Source organism: Leyella lascolaii (genome assembly GCF_900079775.1).
Classification (GTDB): domain Bacteria; phylum Bacteroidota; class Bacteroidia; order Bacteroidales; family Bacteroidaceae; genus Prevotella; species Prevotella lascolaii.
Genome location: NZ_LT556035.1, coordinates 6,574 through 28,159 on the forward strand (window position 1 = coordinate 6,574; position 21,586 = coordinate 28,159).

The window sequence follows — 21,586 nt, forward strand, 5'->3', positions numbered from 1 at the left end:
CTTCACAGGCGAGGGCGCGACTGTCAAGATAAAGTATGACCGCACGAGAATACCAAGCGGCTATACCGAGGACGACATCCGTACCTATTACTACGACCCGGCCGAGAAGCATTGGGTTGCGTTGGAGCGTGTGCGTGTGGACAAGAAGGAAGAGTGTGTCGTTTCAAAGACGACCCACTTCACCGACATGATCAACGGCGTGATACAGGCACCGGAGTCTCCGCAGACCGAAGGCTTTGCCCCGACGATGATGAACGACATCAAGGCGGCAGACCCGACGGCGAAGCTCAATGTCATTGCGCCTCCAAGCGCAAACAACCGTGGCTCTGCCAACCTGCAGTATCCGTTCGAGATGCCGCCAGCACGAAACGGTATGCAGCCAAGCCTTGGCTTGCAGTACAGCAGCGAGGGCGGTAGCGGTTGGCTTGGCGAGGGTTGGAACGTCAGCGTGCCAAGCATTACGCTTGACACCCGGTGGGGCGTGCCTCGTTATGACCAGTCAAAAGAGACGGATTGAACTCAGACCTGCAAGGTTATTACCGTTGGCAGGATTTCTCTGGGGATTCCATACGGCTGATGCTATTGGACAGCCGTGGCGTCAAGTCTGAACTTACTCTTCCGAACAGTTCAGTCCATTACTTCAARTTCAATCCGAGTCTCTGGCTCGCAGACGGATTCCGCAGCCTGAGTGCCAGCCTCAAGCACGGCGACCTCTCGCAGGCTACCGTCATCGGTGTCTTTGCACCGGAACTGGCAACCATCGGCAAGGATATGGTTGTCTATGCTCTTGACGGCCGCAAGGGCGACGGAGCCATTCTGAGCAAGGACAAAGCCGTAAGGGGTAGAGGTGTTGAACCACTGGARTATGGTTCAGCATCGGGTGAAGACCTGCTTTATCAYTCAAGRGATTCTTTGTCCGAGAACGGTTTTAAGGAAAGCGCTCTGCGAGTTGTGTCCTACTTCAAGGTAAGCAATCCTTCAACAACATTGTGGGGAGACAACTCCAACACCACATTATTCATCGGAACCCCTTCCACCTCTGGCAGTTTCGGTACGGATTTCCCGACCTCGCTCTTCGGTAATGCTTCCATCCGGGGATATGCRCCTGAGCTTATTGTGTTCAGCAGGATGCTTACACCCGATGAGCGCAGAAAAGTGGAGAGCTATCTGGCGGTAAAGTACGGCATCACCCTCAAAGGCTCGTATCTTGACAGCGACGGAAACCTGACTTGGGACATGGCGGAGAACCAAGCCTACCACCATAGGGTCACAGCTGTTGGAACCGACACGGCAGGAAGTCTCTCCCAACCGCTTTCCGCAACATCATATGAGGAAAGTCCGGTGTATGCGGCCTTGAAGGAGAACGGAACTTATCATGACGCAAATCCATACAACCCTTCATCCGCTTCCCGTCTGCTTGTCATGGGACGTGAAAACGGCAATCCGATGCCGGACAGAGGCTTRACTTTCTGGGGCGACGATGATGTGGCACTTGCAACATATACKTCACCTACAGATTCCCTGTGGCATGTCATGAAACGTACATGGATGGTCAAGACCAACGTGCCGTCKAAMCCCGACAGTACAGTGGCAAGATGGACTGCGCAAGGARTTGAAGTGTCAAGGAATGGCTTTACTGACAATATCATCCAAGAGAAAGCCYCTTCCGGAGCTTATGCCACGACCCCAGCCCTTGTTGGAGGTGGCGGTGCTTTTGAGTTCACCTGTCCGACAAGTCACCCGACTTTTGACGTTGGCTTCGGAAGCATCGGTGGCAGCACATGCAAGTATGGATTCCGGTTCACCAATGCTGGAGTTGTTTATCCGATCARCAACGGAGCGGTCTCAAATTCATACATCGCCACGGATGTTGACGGAACGGACATRTCRATCCGCAAGGAAGGCAAAAACATCTATCTGCGTGTTGACGGAACAGGAAGTGCGYCAAGAACCATATCCCTTTCGGATGCAACTGACACAGACACAAATGTGGGCATTATCCGAACGGAAGGAGCAGAGTCCGCCTTGAACATGGCAGGCTTGAGYACAGGAGGAATAGATGATGTCGGTTATATGGCAGAGTTGAGCTATGACCTCACYCCGGACAGGGAGTTCTCGGACTATTGCCGCAAGCGTACCGTCATGCTCATAGACCCAAGCGGTGAAGGTGATTTCGACATCAACAGCAATAGCAACATAAGATGCTCCAAGCCTGATATGACGAGGGGCAAGACCATATTCCGCAATATCCTATGGGATGCAGACGGAAGCGGAAGCGATGTGTTCACATTCGCCTATTATGACGGCATTTCCTATGATGCCACTCCTACGCCGTCAAGTTGCGAGAATGGAGTTCCACGCAATGACGGGTATATCGACATCGGCATCAACATCGGTACACCAGTCTATTCCTATGTGCTCAGCGTTGACACCGTTGCAGGAAAAGTAAAAGGAGAAACCATTGCCAGAGGAACATTCTTCGGTGACACGCATAGAATCACGAATCTTGCCCCKGGRGCCTATGCGCTGTCCGTATCACAAGGTGGAGGCAACGAGATTTATGCCACTGGCAACGCACTCTACACCTCATACTCYCATGACACCAGGACCTATCTGTCTGGCGACATCTCATGGACGGTGAACGATACAAAATCAAACTACCGTGTGGGATTGGAGCCAAGCCTCACGGACGAGATCACCCAATATGGCTTCGACGTGCGGGGCGACAAGGCGCATATCATAACCGGTGGATATACAAGCCTAACCAAATATGTCACCATCAAGCCMGGCGATGTGCTCAGTGTTACWGTCCGCAATATGCAGGTCACATACAAGTTGAACGGACAGACCGTGCATCATGAATATGTCTGGTCACTTCGTGCATGGCGGTTCTGCATCAAGTACGGAAAGGGCGAGACYCATATCACKGARCTTACCGTAAACGGTACGCCTGTAACCTCATTCACCACAAGGGGCAACGTGCAGATAGAAACACCCAAGAAGTGTACGACAACGATGACCGTCTATGTCGGCAGCGAYTGTGATGCAAGTATGCCTAACGGAACACAGGCAAGGGAGAACCATGTGGGRAGCTCGGACAGACAGGCTGACAARWCCTTCATTTCTGGAGAAGACGAGGATTTCACTGTCAAGGGCAACGGTTCTACMACAGGCATCTACGAGGCTAAACTCACACAGGACAAGCCTMCTGCAGCCACATTGATGGTGTTTGACGTATCAGGCAAACTGGTAGTGTCACGCCAAATGACAGYCGAAAGCGTCAAGCAYGCCGACTTCAAGGTTCCCGCATCGGGTGTGTATGTCGTGAAGGCAATCTCCGAGAATGGGGAGCATACAAGGAAAATCTCAGTAAAGTAACTTAAAGGAAGATACGCATGAAGAATTATATACAGAAGGTGGCGTGGGCATTGGTTTTACTGCTTGCCGCCACACTGTCCCTTTCGGCAAAGGACGGGACAGCCGTGAGAAAACTCTTCAAGAAGGGTGTCTCTGACAGTATCTCCGTAGGAGGTAGCAAACTGGTCGTTCTTCAGAAAGACCTCATTCGGAACAGAAGCCTTTCCGTGAACTCTATCGGAGAGGAGAARGTTCCTGAGCTTGACTTTGCCATGACCAACGTCACGGCAGGAGGACATGGCTACCGTTTTCTCCCTCACGGAACCCATTTCACAGGCGAGGGRGCGACTGTCAAGATAAAGTATGACCGCACGAGAATACCAAGCGGCTATACCGAGGACGACATCCGTACCTATTACTACGACCCGGCCGAGAAGCARTGGGTTGCGTTGGAYCGTGTGCGTGTGGACAAGAAGGAAGAGTGTGTCGTTTCAAAGACGACCCACTTCACCGACATGATCAACGGCGTGATACAGGCCCCGGAGTCACCGCAGACCGAAGGCTTTGCCCCGACGATGATGAACGACATCAAGGCGGCAGACCCMACGGCGAAGKTKAATGTCATAGCACCMCCAAGCGCAAACAACCGTGGCTCTGCCAACCTGCAGTATCCGTTCGAGATGCCGCCAGCACGAAACGGTATGCAGCCAAGCCTTGGCTTGCAGTACAGCAGCGAGGGCGGTAGCGGTTGGCTTGGCGAGGGTTGGAACGTCAGRGTGCCAAGCATTACGCTTGACACCCGGTGGGGCGTGCCTCGTTATGACCAGTCAAAAGAGACGGAYACTTATCTCTTGTCCGGTTCAATGCTCTCCACTATGGARGACAACGGACAGATGGGAGTCGCACACCGTGGCGAGAAGATGYACAGAAAGGCTGACCGCCAGTTCTACACCCGCCAAGGCGGTGATTTCAGCCGTATCATCCGCAAGGGTGACAGTCCTGCCAACTATTATTGGGAGGTTACAGACAAGCAGGGTGTCAAGTACATCTATGGTGGTGACGGAGCTGTTGTAAAGGGCAATGTCACRGATGCTTCGGGCAATACCCGTGAGGTGATTGCCGAATGGAAGCTGAAACGTGTCGAGGAACTCCACGGTGACTATATAGAATATGTGTATGACATCGTGGATGAGGATGTGCGTGGCGGCTTGAAGGCCAAGGCTGCATATCTGAAGGAGGTTCACGCAGGTAATGCWGGACAGGAACCGCACACCGTTGTACTCTTTGAAGGTTGGGGTGGCTTTGTCTATAATGCGGCAGAGGGCAGATATGCCAAGCCTATTGACGAGTCATTGCTGAAATTGCCGGAGAACGAGGATGATAAGGTTGATCCGCTCACGATGGCATTCACCCCATTGGGTACAGACCAGACTTCCATGGACAAATGGGTCGGTCAGCGACAGGACATCTATCTCACGGCAACGGAGGCAAGTACAGCCCGACTGACCGAGCAGGATGTTCTTCTCTCTAATCCTTTGGAGAACAATACCGAGGTGGCAGGACTTGCAGGAGAACATTTGCAAGGTACTGGTGCTGCGGCAGTAACTCAAGTAGTTTCAAGCAAGAGCACGGTAGTGCAAGGCGGCGCGCTTGGCATCACGCACAACGATGCAAGTGGTAGCGCCAAGACTGAGGTCACCATGATGGACATGAATGGTGACGGCTTCCCTGACATCATCGCTGGCGGTACTATCCAATACACCAATTCATTGGGTGGACTGAGTGGCGAAATCTACAAGGGCATCGGCTCGAACAACTCAGACAATGCTTCACAAGCATGGGGATATGGTGGTAATCCTATATCATCTGTATCTGATATTGCCAATTTGATTCCAAGTAGCAAGGCTTCTCTGAAAAATCTTAAAAACTCTTGGTTGGCACAATTATCTATATCAGGTAGTGTGCCAAAGAATACAGATGAATCTGTCGAGGCTTTCATAGACATCAATGGTGATGGTCTTCCTGACAAGATTCTTTCCGACAAGAAGGTAAGATTAAATCTTGGCTATGCCTTTACTGAGCCTATTGATTGGGGGCTTGACCGTATTCAGGGAGGAAAGAGTCTTTCTTATAATTTTGGAGCTGGAGGTTGCATAAATATTGCTTCTGGCAGTTTCTCCGCAGGTATAGACATTGTAACATCTGAGAGTGAAGAGGAATACAACCTTATCGACATCAATTCTGACGGTCTTCCTGATAAGGTGTGGAAGAGCGATAACGGTATCATTGTTGCACTCAACACAGGTAATGGCTTTGATAAGCCTATCAGTTGGAAGGGCGTTAATGCTTTGAGTGAAGCGGCTTCCACATCGGAATCTGCAAATGCTGCCTTCACTGTAACAATTCCGCTATTGGTGGTTAAGATTTCAACCAACCCTGGCGCTTCCACATCCCACAGCATCAACCGTCCGACCTATTCATTGCAGGATGTGGATGGTGATGGTTATCTTGACATCGTTGAGTCTGAGAAGGAAAGCGAGTTGAAGGTTACACGCTCTGCCATTGGCAGAACCAACATGTTAAAGTCAGTCACCAATTCCTTGGGCGGAACATTCACATTGGACTATGCCCACACCACTCCGACCTACGGTCTTCCTGGTGGCAAGTGGGTAATGTCTGCCTTGACGATTGACGACGGAATCCATGACGATGGTCCAGTCATGACAACTGCCTTTGAGTATAAGGACGGAAAACGTGACCGCCATGAACGTGAGTTCCTCGGTTTCGGTGAGGTTATCACCAAGAACCTCGACACGGAGAAAGGCAATTCTGTTTACAGACAGGCTGTTGAGAACTACGATGTAGCCAACTACTACACGCAGGGCAATGTTACCGCCACATCRGTAGAGGATGCCAACGGCAACAAYTACACGGAGACAAAGAACCGTTACGACAGCTACTATCTGACTGCCGACGGTGACAAGTACACGTTCGCAAAGCGTGACGTGAACCTTTGGAGTGARCGTGCATCTGCATTCGTTCCTCTCCGCTATACGGCAAACTTGCAGTATGAGGGAMCGGCAAACGGTGTGGTTACATCCGAGGCATGGAATGAGTACTACCTCAATGGCTATCATGGTGAGTTGAAGTCCTACAAGTACAGCGACAAGGGAAGCCTTGGCGAGGACGGAAACGGAAAGTTTGACTATGCAACCGCCATTAAATACACGGACAATGCAGCGAAGCATATCTTCGGACTTCCTGTTGATGTGACTGTTACAGGCGGTGACGGCTCACTCTATCACCATGTGACGGCGAAGTATAATACCAACTACGCCAACCACATCACCCAGATTACGCAGCAGTTGAATGACGGTGCGGCTGTTACGGATTACAAGTACGACTCTTACGGCAACATCATCCAGAAGACTCTCCCTGCCAACGGCAAGGGACAGCGCATGTGGTACAAGTACCGCTATGAGCCTGAGATGAACATGTATGTTGAGCGCATTGACGATGCGTGGGGCTACCGCAGCGAGCAAGGCAATTTTGACTATCGCTATGGCATTGCCNGAGACAAAGAACCGTTACGACAGCTACTATCTGACTGCCGACGGTGACAAGTACACGTTCGCAAAGCGTGACGTGAACCTTTGGAGTGACCGTGCATCTGCATTCATTCCTCTCCGCTATACGGCAAACTTGCAGTATGAGGGAGCGGCAAACGGTGTGGTTACATCCGAGGCTTGGAATGAGTATTATCTTAATGGCTATCATGGTGAGTTGAAGTCCTACAAGTACAGCGACAAGGGCAGTCTTGGCGAGGACGGAAACGGCAAGTTCGATTATGCGACTGCTATCAAATATACCGACAATGCAAGCAAGCACATCTTCGGACTTCCTGTTGATGTGACTGTTACAGGCGGTGACGGCTCACTCTACCACCATGTGACGGCGAAGTATAATACCAACTACGCCAACCACATCACGCAGATTACACAGCAGTTGAATGACGGTGCGGCAGTTACTGATTACAAGTACGACTCTTACGGCAACATCATCCAGAAGACRCTCCCTGCCAACGGCAAGGGACAGCGRATGTGGTACAAGTACCGCTATGAGCCTGAGATGAACATGTATGTTGAGCGCATTGACGATGCGTGGGGCTACCGCAGCGAGCAAGGCAATTTTGACTATCGCTATGGRATWGCCAAGGAGCATCGRGACCTCAACAACTTCTACTARGAGACTGATGTTGACGACCTCGGTCGCATCACTGGCGTGCGTGGTCCTAACGAGTTGGCTACAGGCGTGCCTTATGCCATCGCCTTTGAATATCAGCCTTTGGCTACCTTTGGTGAGAGTGGCATTACCGCTCCTGCATACGCKGTGACCAAGCACTACGACATCCAGCATCCTAACGATGACTTGGAGACCGTTACWTTCGTTGACGGCTTCGGAAGAGCCGTTCAGGTGAAGAAGGACGGTGTTGTGACAAGTGCAGCAAAGGGCAACTCTGCCAAGGATGAYAACGTSATGATAGTCAGCGGAAGAAACGTGTATGACGCTTTCGGACGTGTGGCAAAGGCATTCTATCCTACAACGGAAGGAACTGGATCGAAATCAACGTTCAACAAGTCATTTGACAATGTATCTCCAACGGTTACTGTTTATGACGTGCTCGACCGTGCTACCTCAGTGACATTGCCGGACAACTCTACGACAACTACGGCCTATACTGTTGACAACGGCAGTCATACTCTCGTTACAACCGTAACGGATGCACTTCATAATGTGCAGGCAACCCATACCAATGGCAGTGGCAAGACCTTGAAGACCATCCAGAAGAGCGGTCCTGACGGTGAGATAACCACCTCGTTTGAATATGACGGCATACAGCGTCTTGTTCGTGTCACCGACACGGAGGGCAATGTAACGACCTCTACTTACGACATGGGTGACCGCCGTACTGAGGTGAACCATCCTGCAAGTGGCATCACAAGTTTCACTTATGATGCGCTCGGCAATGTGCTGACCAAGCAGACTGCCAACCTTGCAAAGGAAGGCAAGTTCATCACCTACGATTACGACTATCTGCGTCTGACAGGTATCAACTACCCAGACCACCCAGAGAACAACGTGAAGTATTACTATGGTGGTCGCAACGCTTCTCAGAACCGTATCGGCAGATTGATGCTCCGTGAGGACGGAACAGGTGCCATCGAATACTTCTATGGCAAGATGGGCGAAGTCACCAAGACTCGTCGCACGATGATTGTGCCCAACCAGGCGATAGCAACTTATGTGACGCAATGGACTTATGACAGCCACAACCGTCTGTTGGAGATGATTTATCCTGATGAGGAGAAAATCACTTACTCTTACAATCTCGGTGGTCAGCTTGAAAAGGTTCATGGCTACAAGTCATACGGCTACGATTATGTAAGCAAGATTGGCTATGACAAGTTCGAGCAGCGCACATACTTGAAGTATTGCAACGGTGCAGAGACATTCTACACCTATGACCCACAGCGTCGCAGATTGCAGAACCTCACTGTGAATAGTGGTGGCAACACCATTATGGATAACGCTTACACTTACGATGCGGTGAGCAATGTGCTCAGCGTGGTAAACGGTGCGTCAGTCCCACAGAGTGGAAAGGCTGGCGGACAGATGGCGCATACCTATACATATGATGCCCTCTACCGTCTTGTCAGTGCAACAGGTACATATACTGGTGCGGACAACAAGACCGCAAGCTACACTCTTGCGATGGGTTACGACAATATGCACCGCATCACCTCGAAGCGTCAGATTCTCACGCAGAACAACGTGCAGTTTGATGGCACTTTGAATGCTGGCTATGATTTGTCATACACCTACGGCACTGACACTGGCAAGAAGTTCCAACTCGCCAATGTGAAGGATATTAACTACCGCACAGAGGAGACACCATCCGAAAGCGAGAACGTGAACAACAATCACGCATACGAGTATGATGCAAATGGTAATCTTATTTATGTCAATACAAGCCGTACAAAGAAGGATGGAGTATCTGATGAAAAGACTACAGAGCGCAAACTCAAGTGGGACGAGGAGAACCGCCTCCTTGCTTCTGATGATAACGGCTTTGTGACCAACTATTGGTATGATGCAGACGGTGAGCGTACGGTGAAGACATCAGGTGAGAGTGACCAAGTTTATGTGAACTCAGAGTTTGCAGGAGGTCGCACGAATACAGCCAAGTTCTCACTCTATGTATCTCCTTACCTCGTTGCCAACCAAGGCGGACGTTACACCAAGCACATCTATATTGGCAGTCAGCGAGTAGTCAGCAAGATTGGTGACTTCGACTCTTATGGTTCTGACCCACGCCGCATTCAGTATGCAGGTAGTGAGACTGATGGACTTTCTGTTGACTATAAGCAAAAATATGTCCAGCAGTTGCAGGTTATTAAGGATAATTATGCAACCTTTGCAGTGCCGTACAATGGCGAGGACAACAACGACTATGTCGATGGCAAGGGCTTCTGCTGCAATGACGGCAGTTTGGAGGCAGCGCAGTCACGTGTAATGGCAAGAGCAATGAAGAATAACTTCCAAGAGAGCGACGCATACGAGAAGATGCAGTTCTACTACCACCCAGACCATTTGGGTAGCAGTAGTTACATCACCAACCTTGACGGCGAGGTGGTGCAGCATATCGAGTATGTTCCTTTCGGTGAGGTGTTCATTGAGGAGCGCAATAATATTTGGAATACGCCTTATCTTTTCAATGCGAAGGAATTCGATGAGGAGACGGGATTGTATTACTATGGAGCAAGGTACTATGACCCGAGGGTGAGTTTGTGGATTAGTACGGATATATTGGAAGAGAAGAATTATGGAAATTCAAGTTATGCGTATACCTATAATCCAATTACTTTTATTGATCCTATTGGCACAGACACAATAAATATATCCTATGTTAATAAAAAATGGAAGATAGATGCGCCCATAATAGCTGATGGAAATGACGTCTTTAATGTCGCAAATGGAGATAAAAAAGAAACCTATGAATTTTCACAAGGAGAGCATGGGAAGCGAGTGAATTTGTTAAACTTGGAAATAGGTGAAACAAAAGACAGTTATACACTAGGAGTGTATCATATATCTGGAGAAGCAGATAATGGCACAGGGTTCTATGTTGCTCCAGGAGGAGAGCCAAGTACAAAGAACGGAAGTGGTCGAAGGATTCCTGATGGAACATATCCAATAATTAATCCGACGGCTGGATCACAATGGATAAAACCTGGAGTTGGAGGAAACGTAAGTAAGCGAGGAATCAGATTCCACTATGGAGGAACAAATCCAAGATCTTGGACAGAAGGATGCTTTGTTTTATCCTCTGGGTATTCTGTTAATGGAAATACGATCCATTATAATGCTGATGAATCAAAAACGGCATCAAGAAACTTTGACAATGCTTTGGGAGCCATAGGACATTTTTCGTATCGACCTAAAAGTAGGACCTATAATAGAGAAGGGGCAACTTTTAATGCTCCAATTAAACATACCCTAATTCTTAAATCAAGGAAAAAGTAATAATGTTATGTAAGTCTGTGTTATTGAAGATTTTCAATAACACAGACCTTTAATTAACTTTTGAACACTCTAAAAATGAAGAAGTCCTTATCTTTGATATTGTATGTATTTATGTGCAGCTGTTGTCTTGGCTCTTCGAGAGTCTCATTGAATTATAAAAATGATGAATCAACAGACGCACTAGAAGTAAAGTCGCCAATCTGTAGTCCTCTAAATTCTGAAGATAATGAACTAACAGATTCTATAACAACTAATTTTTCTCAGAGCAATGTAACATATTATGGTATCCGGATTTGGCCCCAAGACGAAGAATACTACCAGAAAAGTGTAGAAAACAGGTTGTATCTTGTGTTAGGGATTAATGATACGTTGGTAGTTATATCCGATAACCCAATATTTTTTGGGGCGAATATATTATCAATAAGATCAAAAAGTAGAGCAAGGAAGGTATATTCAAGGTACAATCTTAATTTTGACAATGATCTTCCAATAAGATTTTATGCCACATCTTCATCAGATACTCTTATTTATGAAAAAATACCAATAAAATCTGCTCCGTATCAATTGTCCAAGGGTATATTGAAGACAAATAGGTTAATTGGTCTCCCCATATATGTGGGTATGCCTATCAAAGTGCTAAATAGAAAAGCGGGGATAGAGGGAATAATCCCACTTGAAACCTTAACAGAGTATAAGGTAATGTGCGTCATACATCCAGAAGCGGTTCGCTCTCTTTGGGTAGATAAACAATATATCCAATCATTGAAGCAGTTAAGTCACTGTGATATAACAATGATCATATTAAAATTAAAAGATAACAAGATTGATACCATTGAGTTTACCAATTTTGGGAAATATAAAATGACGGATGGAATGAGCGTAACATCATATTTAAAATTTAGATAATGCGGTAATGGCCAAAAGACGTAAAGAAATTCCAGTAAGCGAAAGAACTGTTATTTTGAAAGGATTACGAAAATGAAAAAAACATTACCCGTTGGCGGAATTAAATATGGAATAAGATGGGTAATGCTTCAAATCGGGAGTTGTTGTAATAATCATCTGATTATCAATGTGATTTTTAAAAGATTAGGCGTAAAGGCAGGGAAAGATTCTCTGCCTTTTGCTATATTTGTAACCCAAAACAAAGAAAATGAATATACGAGAACGCTTCGGCACTTTATGCTCCAGATTGGGAGTCGAGCTTCAATGTCCACATTGCTACTCAAACAATATTATCAAAAGTGGTAAAAGTAGTACAGGTAAACAACGCTACCGATGCAAACATTGCCAGAAGCGTTTTATTACTGACTACACATACAAAGCCTATCTTCCTAACTCTGACACCAAAATCACTCAACTGACCAAAGAGGGATTGGGTATTCGCAGTACGGCACGAATATTGGGAATTTCATTACCACCTTGCTTAAGAAGATTTTGCAGATAGTAAGCAATATCAAGCAGCCACCTACCTCTGTAGGCAAGACCTACGAAGTGGATGAGATGCGCATTTTTATCGGTAAAAAAATCATCCGCGCTGGTTAGTGTACGCCTTGGATAGAGAAACTCGCAAGGTTGTGGCTTTTAAAGTGGGCAGACGTACCAACCGTACTCTGTCTGTTGTGCTTCAAAGTCTTTTTCTGTCCAAAGCCAAAATGATTTACACCGATAAACTGAAAAAATACAGTTATCTCATCAGCTGAAAAATACACCGTACCGTTTTCCGTTCTACCAACCATATCGAGTGGCACAATCTTACACTTCGTATCCACCTGAAACGACTGAACCGAAAACGATTTGTTACAGCCGCAGTTTATCAGTGCTAACAGCTATCATAAGGATTTACCTGTGGGTATAGCTACGGTCCGTAATCATAACACCGCAACCACAATACCCAATCCGTGTTTGCACTACTTGTCTGGAATGAGATGGGACAAGGCAGGGGTGTTTTTTATCCTTTGAATCTCCGAATCAACCAGCGTCAGTATCTCTTGTTTTACCTTACGATAGTTGGCTTCGATAGTCTCTTTGAGATTATCGGAGCCATCTTCGTTTTTGAATTCCACTATCACTGGGATAGGCTGGTATGCTTTCATTTCTGCCGACACCTTGACGCTATCCACCACTATCTCCGCATGGAAAATCTTTTGGTCGATGCGTTCGTCGAAGTTATCGGACACCGCACCCACGAATATACCTTGTGTGAGGTTGGAAATCTTGCTTGCCGGGATAAGGCTATCCATTTGCGTGGAAATGGAGGTGGATTTGTCGTTGCGGTTGATGGTCATGGACTGCCGTTGCTGTAGCACCTTTCCGAAGCGTTCGCTAAGTGTCTTGGCAGTTTCGCCCACAACTTGACCGCTAAACACATTGCCTACAGTGTTCTGGATTACCTTGCTCTCCTTGTCGCCATAGTCACGGGTAAGCTGCGAAAAGTCCTGAAAACCCAAGCACACGGCGACCTTGTTGCTTCGGGCTGTGGCGATAAGGTTATCCAACCCACGAAAGTAGATAGTCGGCAACTCGTCGATTATCACAGACGATTTGAGCTGCTTCTTCTTATTGATGAGCTTCACGATACGGCTATTATACAGACCAAGTGCTGCCGAATAGATATTCTGGCGGTCGGGATTGTTACCTACAACCAGCACTTTCGGCTCCTTGGGATTATTGATGTCAAGCGAAAAATCATCGCCCGTCATCACCCAATAAAGGGCTGGTGAAATCATTCGTGAAAGCGGTATCTTGGCACTGGCTATCTGTCCCTGCAACTGATCCTGCGCTCCTCCCTCCCAAGCGTCCATAAAGGGAGAAAGATAGTTGGCAAGTTCATCGTAAGAAGTGAGTATCGGGAATATCTGTGCGTAAGGACGGTTCAGAAACTCGATAGCATGGGGAAAGGTGCAGTACTTTCCTTTCTCATATATCTTCAGAAACCAAATGATGGCAGCCAGCAAGATAATCGGCGACTCCACAAAGAAGTCTCCCTGCTTCTGAATCCACGAACGGTTAAGGTTGAGCATAATAGTATAGGCACTCTCGTAGGCATCCGATATATCCGTCATAAAGGCGGGATTGATAGGATTGCACCGATGCGACTTTCTCGGATCATCGAAGTTGATGACATAAAACTGAGGTTTTACCTTGTAGGCATCCAAGTGATGAAGCAGGTGATTGTAGGCTATCTCTGACAAATCGGGGAACTTATAGTCGTAGATATACATGGCAAAGCCTTTCTCAATCTGCTGCTTGATATAGTTGTTCACAATGGCGTAAGACTTACCCGAACCCGGCGTGCCGAGCACCATCGAGGCACGGAAGGGATTGACCACGTTAATCCAACCTTTGTTCCACTTCTTCTTATAGTAAAAACGTGTTGGCAGATTGACGGAATACTCATTCTCCATTAGTTTGGTCTCCTGCATGAAGCTRTCGTTCTCATTATTGAASACATCCTCCATGAGGTTGTGCTTCAAGAGTCGGCTCATCCACAGTCCACCCATCAATAGGCAGATATAACCTGCTGTCATTGTAAAGATGTACAGCGTGGCATTGCCCAAATWAGATATAGGCAACAATAATATCCACCAGTTGAGGAAGAACAAGAAGAAGCCAACAGCAAGAACCGTCCAAATATAGATACGGCCGTCAGCTGTATGGCGGAAAACAACATCAATGCCCTTTGCTTTCAGAAGTTCTATGAACTTATCCTTATGGTACGTCTGCTTCAAGACTGCTTCTACGCTATGTTTGGTCATCTCGGAGAGTTTCTTGTCCTCCTTGAACTTCTTGGCAGAATAAGCGAACCGCTTTTCTATCGCCTCCACTCCGACAGACCTGTCAATCTTGGAAGCCTTGAAAGGATTTCCAACCTTATTGCCCTGTCCGTCCGTGGCAGAATAGACAAAACCATGATACTCACGACCGCCAACTTCGCCTCTGACTTCCTCCAAGGATATATTATATAAGGAGAGAAGTGCARGGTACTCGCCCAAGGACTGGAACCTGTAGGTAGCGCAGAGAGATTTTACTGTGTTGGCAACCTGCTTCTTCACATTGCCTTGGCTTYCATCCACCTTACGAAGTGGATTGTCGAATCGACGTTGCTTGCGGTCTGCCTTGTTGAGATTGTACTTCATCTCCAAGTCACGAGTGATAGCCTTGCTCTTATGGTAGTTGTATCGGCTATCCAAGCARTTGCCGTTRTCATCCACRCGGATGGTKACGATGTGCATGTGGTGACGGTCAATGTCCTCATGCTTGTAAACCATGTATGGCTGGTTGCCATATCCCATGCGCTCCAAGTATTCCCGTGCGATGTTCTCCATSTCCATATCCGTCAGCACATCATCAGGATGCGGATTCAGGGAGATATGCACGACAGGCTTRTCRGTTCTGATYTGCGGAGAAAGGTATCGCTGGAAATCACGCAAGGCATTGGRGATGCTRGTCTTTCCCGAACAATCATCGAAGATCTTGTTRGTWGCCAAGAGCTTTCCCTCTTCCTTGTTAATCTTCTCACCATTGTATGCCAGTGCGCCATACAATGAACTTCCGAAACTTATCTTTGCGACCATRTTTCCTCAAACTTACGGGTTAGTTCAACAATCTCACGGGTAAGAGAGACCAGTTCCCTGGTGCAGRTCTCCAYCTTYTAGAGCAAAGCCATCGCCTTTTTCTCTGAGAAATGACAACGGAGTTCCTTGACAARCTGGTTYTAGTTGTTGCCAATCATTCGGTACTGCGAGTGAAAAGAYGAAAGCTTGGTGTAGTATTCCACCAGRGTCTTYTCCTCWCGCAYCACCTTGAACGGRTCGCCYAAGATGCGTGCCTTGGCAAAGACAGCCTTRGCCTTCACATCAGTCTGCTCATACATGARGAGGAATTTCATCCACTCGTCATCGTCGAACCGAAGCATCACATGGTGCGACTTCGGGTTCAGCTTGGGGATTCGTCCCCCTCGTTTTCTTTCTGTGTTCATATTAAAATGGATTAAGTGGTACATGCGGCAATAATGGAATTGCACAAACTATCGTCAGATTGGAACATGGGGAGCCCGACTTCGGAGAGGCTACCAACCCGGCAGGGCAAGGTCTTTGGAGAGTAACTCCAAAGGTTTTGAGTAACTCAAAACATACCTTGCTATGTCTTTGAGGACATAAAAATCCGCTTAGGGTGGATTGGAGTTAGCCTTTGTAAGAAGCAATCCCCATCCCGAATGGGAGCTGTTCGGGAAATCTTGTCCTTTGCGGAYCATCAAGCCTTGTTCTTSTCGGAACGATATGGATGCGCRATCCATRGCTTTGCCTTTCGGGTGCAAAATTACGGCTAAAAATGCGCCCCTGTACAATGCRACCCCAGACAACCACTGCAACTATCGGCAACATGCTGCCACAGGATTTGAAAACCATTGTTTTRRGGAAATTTCGTTGTTATTTTYCAGCCGAAACATTGAACCAATGATTTGAAAATATYATGAAACAAGCATTTGCAGCAACGAATAAGRCTGTCACTATTGCAGCGTCTCTTTGCATCCATGATGCTCCACTGACGTACAGACTTACTGATTCACTGTCGTACTGTCGTATGGAAATGATGAAGCATTGCAACAGTTCAAGGTCTCCATAATGGAGCAATGACCGATAGACATGGACATCAAAGTGTTCATATCTTTGAATTGGCAGGAAATCATAGAAACGAGTAATCAACAATTTAAAAAGTTAACGATATGAGTAAGACAAGATTTGTTGCGTTCGCAACACAGAAAGGCGGAATAGGAAAGTCCACCATCACGGCTCTTGTAGCCAACTACTTTCACAATGTCAAGGGTTACAATGTGYCGGTCATAGACTGTGACGAGCCACAATACAACCTTGCAGACCTGCGAGACGAGGAACTGGAACTCATCAAAAGCAGCGACTATTTCAAGGCGCAAGCCTGTGAGCATTTCAAAAAGCTGGGCAAGAAGTCCTTCAGCGTAACGAGAAGCAATGCWGTCAATGCGCTTGACGACGCAGAGACAGTGTTGAATGAAACAGAGGTTAAACTTGACTTCATCTTCTTTGACATGCCTGGGACTATCAAAAGTGAGGGCGTCATGAAGACCTTGTCTCAGATGGATTACATCTTTGTACCCGTCAGCGCAGACCGCTTTGTTGTAGAAAGCGCAATGAGCTTCATGCAGTTGTTCCACGACAACTTTTTGACACYGGGTTGGTCGGTCACCAAGAAACTTGCTTTCTTTTGGACAATGGTTGACAAACGAGAACGKACGAGTTTGTATGATGTATATGAAGGTATGTTCAAGTCTCTCGACTATTCGGTTCTCAACACACGACTGCCAGACAGCAAACGTTTCAGAAGAGAGCTGTCGGAGAACAGAAAGGCAGTGTTCCGTTCCACCATCTTTCCATCAGACCCAAACCTGTTGCGAGGGAGTGGCATCAAGGAGTTGTCCGACGAGATTTGTGAAATCATAAAGACATGAGCCTATGGTAAGCAGAAAAATCAACACTGACYCAATAGATGAAAATCTGCTCATTGCCTCTATAGGCAAGAGCAAGATTGGCATGACAACGGCATCCATTCTTGACGGAGCTTCCCCAAACCCAGTGAAGGATACCGAAGAGAAAGAAGAGGCGGGAAAGAAACCACAACGCTCGCAGACCGACAAACCGTCAACTTCACGCAAGCCTTCCAAGGCATCTTCGGAAAGCTACGATGCAGCATTCTTCAAACGCAACGAGATAAAGACTCGTCAATGCGTTTATATCAGCCGTGAGATACACAGGAGAATTTCAAGAATAGTCAGTGTGCTCGCAAAGCATGAGTTGACAGTCGGTGGTTACATCGACCTTATTCTTGAGAGACATCTTGAAGAGAACCAGYAAGAAATCAACGGCTTGCTGAGAAAAGAGATTGACGATTGGAATGTGTAACAAAAAGGYACAAGCATGACAATGGAAACTATATTCTTGATAGTCTTGGCTGCATTCAATGTTTGGACTATCTATTTTTACAACAAGTTGCTCCTTGAAGTTGCGAACGGCAAGGAAAAGGAGAAAAAACCYCCTATCGACCCGATGGCACTTGTAGGCAAAAGTCTTTTCAAAMTGTCCCAACTGCGGAAGAAAGAAGAAACGGAACAAAAKCAAACAGAATCCATGTCCGTATCGGATAATGACGTGACATTTGACGATTCTCCAAAGAGTACGGCACGGATTTCTGACGAACAGCTTGATGARGTGTTTACGAATGTTCGCATAGAAGATATTGGTGTGAAATATTCTGATAATGAGGYAGATGCCGATGTYCCACAAGCCAAAGGGTCAAGTTTTGAGGACATTGACGCAGCTGTGAATACCGTCAAGGCACCGAAAGCAACGGACAAGGAGAAAAGACATGCAGGCAAGGTTTTCCATGAGATGGATGGCAACCAATTCTATGAGAAATTCATGGAGAACAGCGAGGAGTGCAAGAAGAACATCCATGATTACGTCACCTTCTACTTGCAAACTCACAAGATTGTAGAGATTTCCAAGCCAAAGAAAGAGTTTAAGGTGCCAGACAGTATAGAGGACTTCAATATCCTCGACTTTGTATAACAATTTAATAAGGAGAATTATGGAAAGAACAGAAGAYAACAATGCAACAAAGGATAGATTTGCACATGTGGMCAAAARATTCTCYGAAATGGACAGKGAAAAGCTACAAGCWGAAATCGCAGAACGCTCAAAGATTATTAAACGCAAAATAGATGCGTTGATGGAATTGCATATGTCAGGTATCTGACAAAAACTGTTGAGGTTGGATTTTCAATAGTCAACAAGTATTTCAATWGCAGAGAATTTGTATAACAATTAAAAGAATGATTATGGCAGACAAAACAAAAAACTGTGGTAAAGGACAACTCACTTCGACAGATGCCAAGGAGTTGTATGAGGCTTTCATGAGAAATTATGAAGAGACAATGGAGGAAGCTGGGAAACAGATTGACGCTTGTCTTGAAGAGACATTTCAAGACCGTACARCGTCAACTATTTCCGACAAGGAGGAGTGTTTTGATGAAGATGCAGCATATGAGAATTATGATGTGGGTGAATTTGAGCCAATCGACAGAATGGAGAAAGAGCGTGCTGAGCAGTATGTCGGTAAGTTCATGGCAAATGCAGGTTTTACCGCAAGATATGGCAGACATGTTGGCATCAGCGAGGACATTCATGAGCGTGTGACTAAATTTGTCAGTATCGTAGGCAAGGGAAAGATTTCCATTGCAAGTTATGTGGATAACATCATCAACGAACACTTCAATGCCTATGCAGCCGAAATCAAGGCTGCATTCGATGAAGGTCTCAAGTCGTATCGRCTCTGACAATAAATTAAGAGTACGCCAATGAAAAAGAAAGACTACGGCTAAAATCTCAGCTTGCCACTGAATCCARAGGACGGCATCATGCCGCATTAGTAAGCAAAAGTGTCAATCGCCAGATGGGACTATCTCCCAAGGAACAGAAAAAAACGATTTATGAATAAAGGACAGTCCTTTTGATTTGGGCTGTCCTTTGTTATTCTGCAAGCATCGCAGATAAGGAAAAAACGGTTCTTTGCCACTTTCTTTCCGCTCCTCGGCTCATGAAGAAAGTGGCGGAACGAATTTTCATCGCTCCGCCGATATGGATTTCATGTCGTTGCAACCATWCGRTGRTCTATAAGTCTTGCATTGCTGTTCACRAAGTTGATGATGTCYGCATGGTGCTCGGTGTCCTTGTTCTGTAGTCCGTGGCATTGTACGACTTTCATCTGTTCGAGAGAAAARTCCACGGTRTCAACCCTTTGTTCGGCTATTCTTGCTGAGAAGATGATGCAGTCGGGATTGAGTGAGTAGTTTGTACCGCTGCCTACGCAATGYTGCATCGCCTTYCCCTCAAGAACGTGCTCCRTGACGCTTTCAAGCATTCTCACCACGATATTGCCGTCCGTGAACATCAAACCGAAGAAACGGCTCTTCATTTCCTTGAARTTGTCCTCGTTCTTCAATGCCTTGCGTATCTCCTCCTCGGTGCGCTCCTTTTCTTTCTTMYCTCTGATTTTCTCGGATATTCTGTCGTGCTCGGCTTCAAGGTTGTCGGGACAAATGTAATGTGGACTTCTMATGTCCTTGCCCATTTCRACCAACATACAGATGTAGTCCGCCCATTTGCCGATGTCTGTAATAAGGTAATGGTTGCGGTTGGCWATCTTGTAGGCATTCCAACAAGTTTCCAAGTGCCGTGGATGGTCTATGAAGTGGTGGACGTGTCCGTAACGYCATTGTTTCATCATCGTTTCGATGCGGTGGTCTGTCAGCATCGCCTTGAACAATGTAAGCGGTTCGATGCCGTGAAACGCTCCGTCAAAGCCGTTGCGCCATATCTGAGGAATYACTTTCATATCGGGGCAGACCGGAAATGAAGCAATATGCTGATAGGTGGTGTTGTCCRTGCGCAGTTCAATGTCGGAGTCGTAGCAGAACGTGTCCATATAGATACCCATTGTGCGCTTGCGTGCCATAARCTCCACCTTGCCTTTRTCGTTCATCCAATAGCGTGRCACCTCCCAACAAWAYATGTCTGCCTTTTGTCCCTTGCGGTAATAGGCTTTCATCTGAAATGCTCGCATAAGTTGRAGTCCCTTGCGCTCYGTGAGTACGCTGAAATAYGTAGAAGACATTGCCTTCTGTCGCTTGGTGCGCTGCACTTCCAARTTTGCCTTACACTTCGGGCAGACACATTTGTCCGCATCCTCGTCCGTAGTCCAAGTGTGTCCGCAGTCCATGCAAGTGGTCTGTCCGTGCTTCAACTGAAAGGCATAGTGGTCAAGACANAGTAAAAAATCGAGGATAAAAAATCTTAAAACATTCTTTATCCCCGATTAAATATCGTACCTTTGCAACCGAAAGAGTTCTTTGGATGGTTATGCAAATCACAGCAGGATGCTACATTCTGTTTATTTCTAATTCGTAACCTCTTCTTTTTATGAGATAAAAACTTATCTCATTCTCAATCACTTATAAAAAAATACGTACTTTCCGTCATATAAACAAGCCTTTTCCGTCGAATAAAATTTCATTTTCTATTATAGAGAACATATAATAGAATGATATCCGATTACTTATGCTTATATGTCTAAAAAACGCATATTCGTATCTGGACATATGTCTGCTTGTTTAAATACGATTCTCAGCGACTTGACGTTACACGAATGTACAGTCTTATTCCACTCTATCGCACATATGCTTAGTTTGTTTCCGAGAGATTGGAGACCTCTGTTTTGTCTGTAAAATTTGAAATAATACTCATGTATTCTGTATTTAATACATAACGTTTCCAGGCAATAAGTCATATACATCACATCTGTCCATGTTGTTAAAAAAGCATAACTTCATTTTTTATAATGAAGTTATAGCTCCGGAACATGCAATCTTTCATGTCTGCGTGTCAGTTTTCTCATCTCTTGTCTGCACTGTTGTCGCCATTCGGTTTCCCATTTTGCCCTGTATAATACGATACATTCTCGACAAAACCAGAAACATAAAAAACAAGTAAGCTATACGAAATACGAATGTGGCAAAATGACTGATTCGGAATAAAACAAGTGAAAACTGAAT

The 21,586-nt window shown here is 46.3% G+C and carries 13 protein-coding genes and 2 pseudogenes; 12 read left to right on the forward strand and 3 right to left on the reverse strand.

What is annotated here, in order from left to right:
* The 8 genes and pseudogenes from BN4609_RS16030 to BN4609_RS17210 form a co-directional block, all read left to right on the forward strand.
* Window positions 1-517: SpvB/TcaC N-terminal domain-containing protein (locus tag BN4609_RS16030; protein WP_303645082.1), on the forward strand; the 517-nt coding region annotated here is incomplete at its 5' end.
* Window positions 514-3,378, forward strand: a complete 2,865-nt coding sequence (locus BN4609_RS01235; protein WP_241033162.1) for a T9SS type A sorting domain-containing protein — start codon at window positions 514-516, stop codon at window positions 3,376-3,378. The genes BN4609_RS16030 and BN4609_RS01235, both read left to right, overlap by 4 nt.
* Before the next feature lie 557 nt (window positions 3,379-3,935).
* Window positions 3,936-6,977: a SpvB/TcaC N-terminal domain-containing protein gene (locus tag BN4609_RS01240; protein ID WP_262503273.1), complete on the forward strand. Its 3,042-nt coding sequence runs from the start codon at window positions 3,936-3,938 to the stop codon at window positions 6,975-6,977.
* Window positions 6,978-7,893: 916 nt separating this feature from the next.
* A pseudogene (locus BN4609_RS16830) lies at window positions 7,894-10,320 on the forward strand (RHS repeat-associated core domain-containing protein); the annotation flags it as partial.
* Between the two features lie 696 nt (window positions 10,321-11,016).
* The gene (locus BN4609_RS01255; protein ID WP_241033163.1) at window positions 11,017-11,847 is read left to right on the forward strand and encodes a hypothetical protein; all 831 of its coding nucleotides are present in this window, start codon (window positions 11,017-11,019) and stop codon (window positions 11,845-11,847) included.
* Between the two features lie 72 nt (window positions 11,848-11,919).
* Entirely contained in the window at window positions 11,920-12,192 is a 273-nt protein-coding gene (locus BN4609_RS16360) for a hypothetical protein (protein ID WP_068855006.1), read from the forward strand.
* The gene (locus BN4609_RS17205) at window positions 12,095-12,388 is read left to right on the forward strand and encodes an IS1/IS1595 family N-terminal zinc-binding domain-containing protein (RefSeq protein ID WP_199658369.1); all 294 of its coding nucleotides are present in this window, start codon (window positions 12,095-12,097) and stop codon (window positions 12,386-12,388) included. Before BN4609_RS16360 ends, BN4609_RS17205 begins: the two co-directional genes overlap by 98 nt.
* A gap of 130 nt (window positions 12,389-12,518) precedes the next feature.
* A complete protein-coding gene (locus BN4609_RS17210; RefSeq protein ID WP_353888547.1) occupies window positions 12,519-12,644 on the forward strand; it encodes a hypothetical protein in 126 nt (41 codons plus the stop codon).
* A 207-nt stretch (window positions 12,645-12,851) separates the two neighbouring features.
* On the opposite strand, the gene mobC is transcribed toward BN4609_RS17210, so the two are convergent.
* Both mobC and mobA read right to left on the reverse strand, forming a co-directional pair.
* Entirely contained in the window at window positions 12,852-15,518 is a 2,667-nt protein-coding gene (gene mobC, locus BN4609_RS17090; protein WP_084791316.1) for a conjugal transfer protein MobC, read from the reverse strand.
* Window positions 15,503-15,922: pseudogene (gene mobA, locus BN4609_RS16845) on the reverse strand (conjugal transfer protein MobA). The gene mobC and the pseudogene mobA overlap by 16 nt, the downstream one beginning before the upstream one ends.
* A 747-nt stretch (window positions 15,923-16,669) precedes the next feature.
* Between mobA and BN4609_RS01280 the strand changes: the two are divergent.
* The 4 genes from BN4609_RS01280 to BN4609_RS01300 all read left to right on the forward strand — a co-directional run bounded on the left by BN4609_RS01280 (window position 16,670) and on the right by BN4609_RS01300 (window position 19,312).
* Window positions 16,670-17,428 carry a ParA family protein gene (locus BN4609_RS01280; protein ID WP_068855008.1) on the forward strand — a complete coding sequence of 253 codons (759 nt, stop codon included), beginning with the start codon at window positions 16,670-16,672 and terminating at the stop codon, window positions 17,426-17,428.
* Between the two features lie 4 nt (window positions 17,429-17,432).
* Window positions 17,433-17,879, forward strand: a complete 447-nt coding sequence (locus tag BN4609_RS01285; RefSeq protein WP_068855009.1) for a DUF3408 domain-containing protein — start codon at window positions 17,433-17,435, stop codon at window positions 17,877-17,879.
* A 21-nt stretch (window positions 17,880-17,900) separates the two neighbouring features.
* On the forward strand, window positions 17,901-18,545 hold the full coding sequence (locus BN4609_RS01290; RefSeq protein WP_241033164.1) for a hypothetical protein: 645 nt from the start codon (window positions 17,901-17,903) through the stop codon (window positions 18,543-18,545).
* Between the two features lie 269 nt (window positions 18,546-18,814).
* Complete coding sequence (locus BN4609_RS01300) at window positions 18,815-19,312, forward strand: DUF3408 domain-containing protein (protein ID WP_241033165.1); 498 nt, start codon at window positions 18,815-18,817, stop codon at window positions 19,310-19,312.
* A gap of 308 nt (window positions 19,313-19,620) precedes the next feature.
* Here the strand turns inward: BN4609_RS01300 and BN4609_RS01305 are convergent, their stop codons facing one another.
* The gene (locus tag BN4609_RS01305) at window positions 19,621-20,598 is read right to left on the reverse strand and encodes a PcfJ domain-containing protein (protein WP_241033166.1); all 978 of its coding nucleotides are present in this window, start codon (window positions 20,596-20,598) and stop codon (window positions 19,621-19,623) included.
* Window positions 20,599-21,586: the final 988 nt, after the last annotated feature.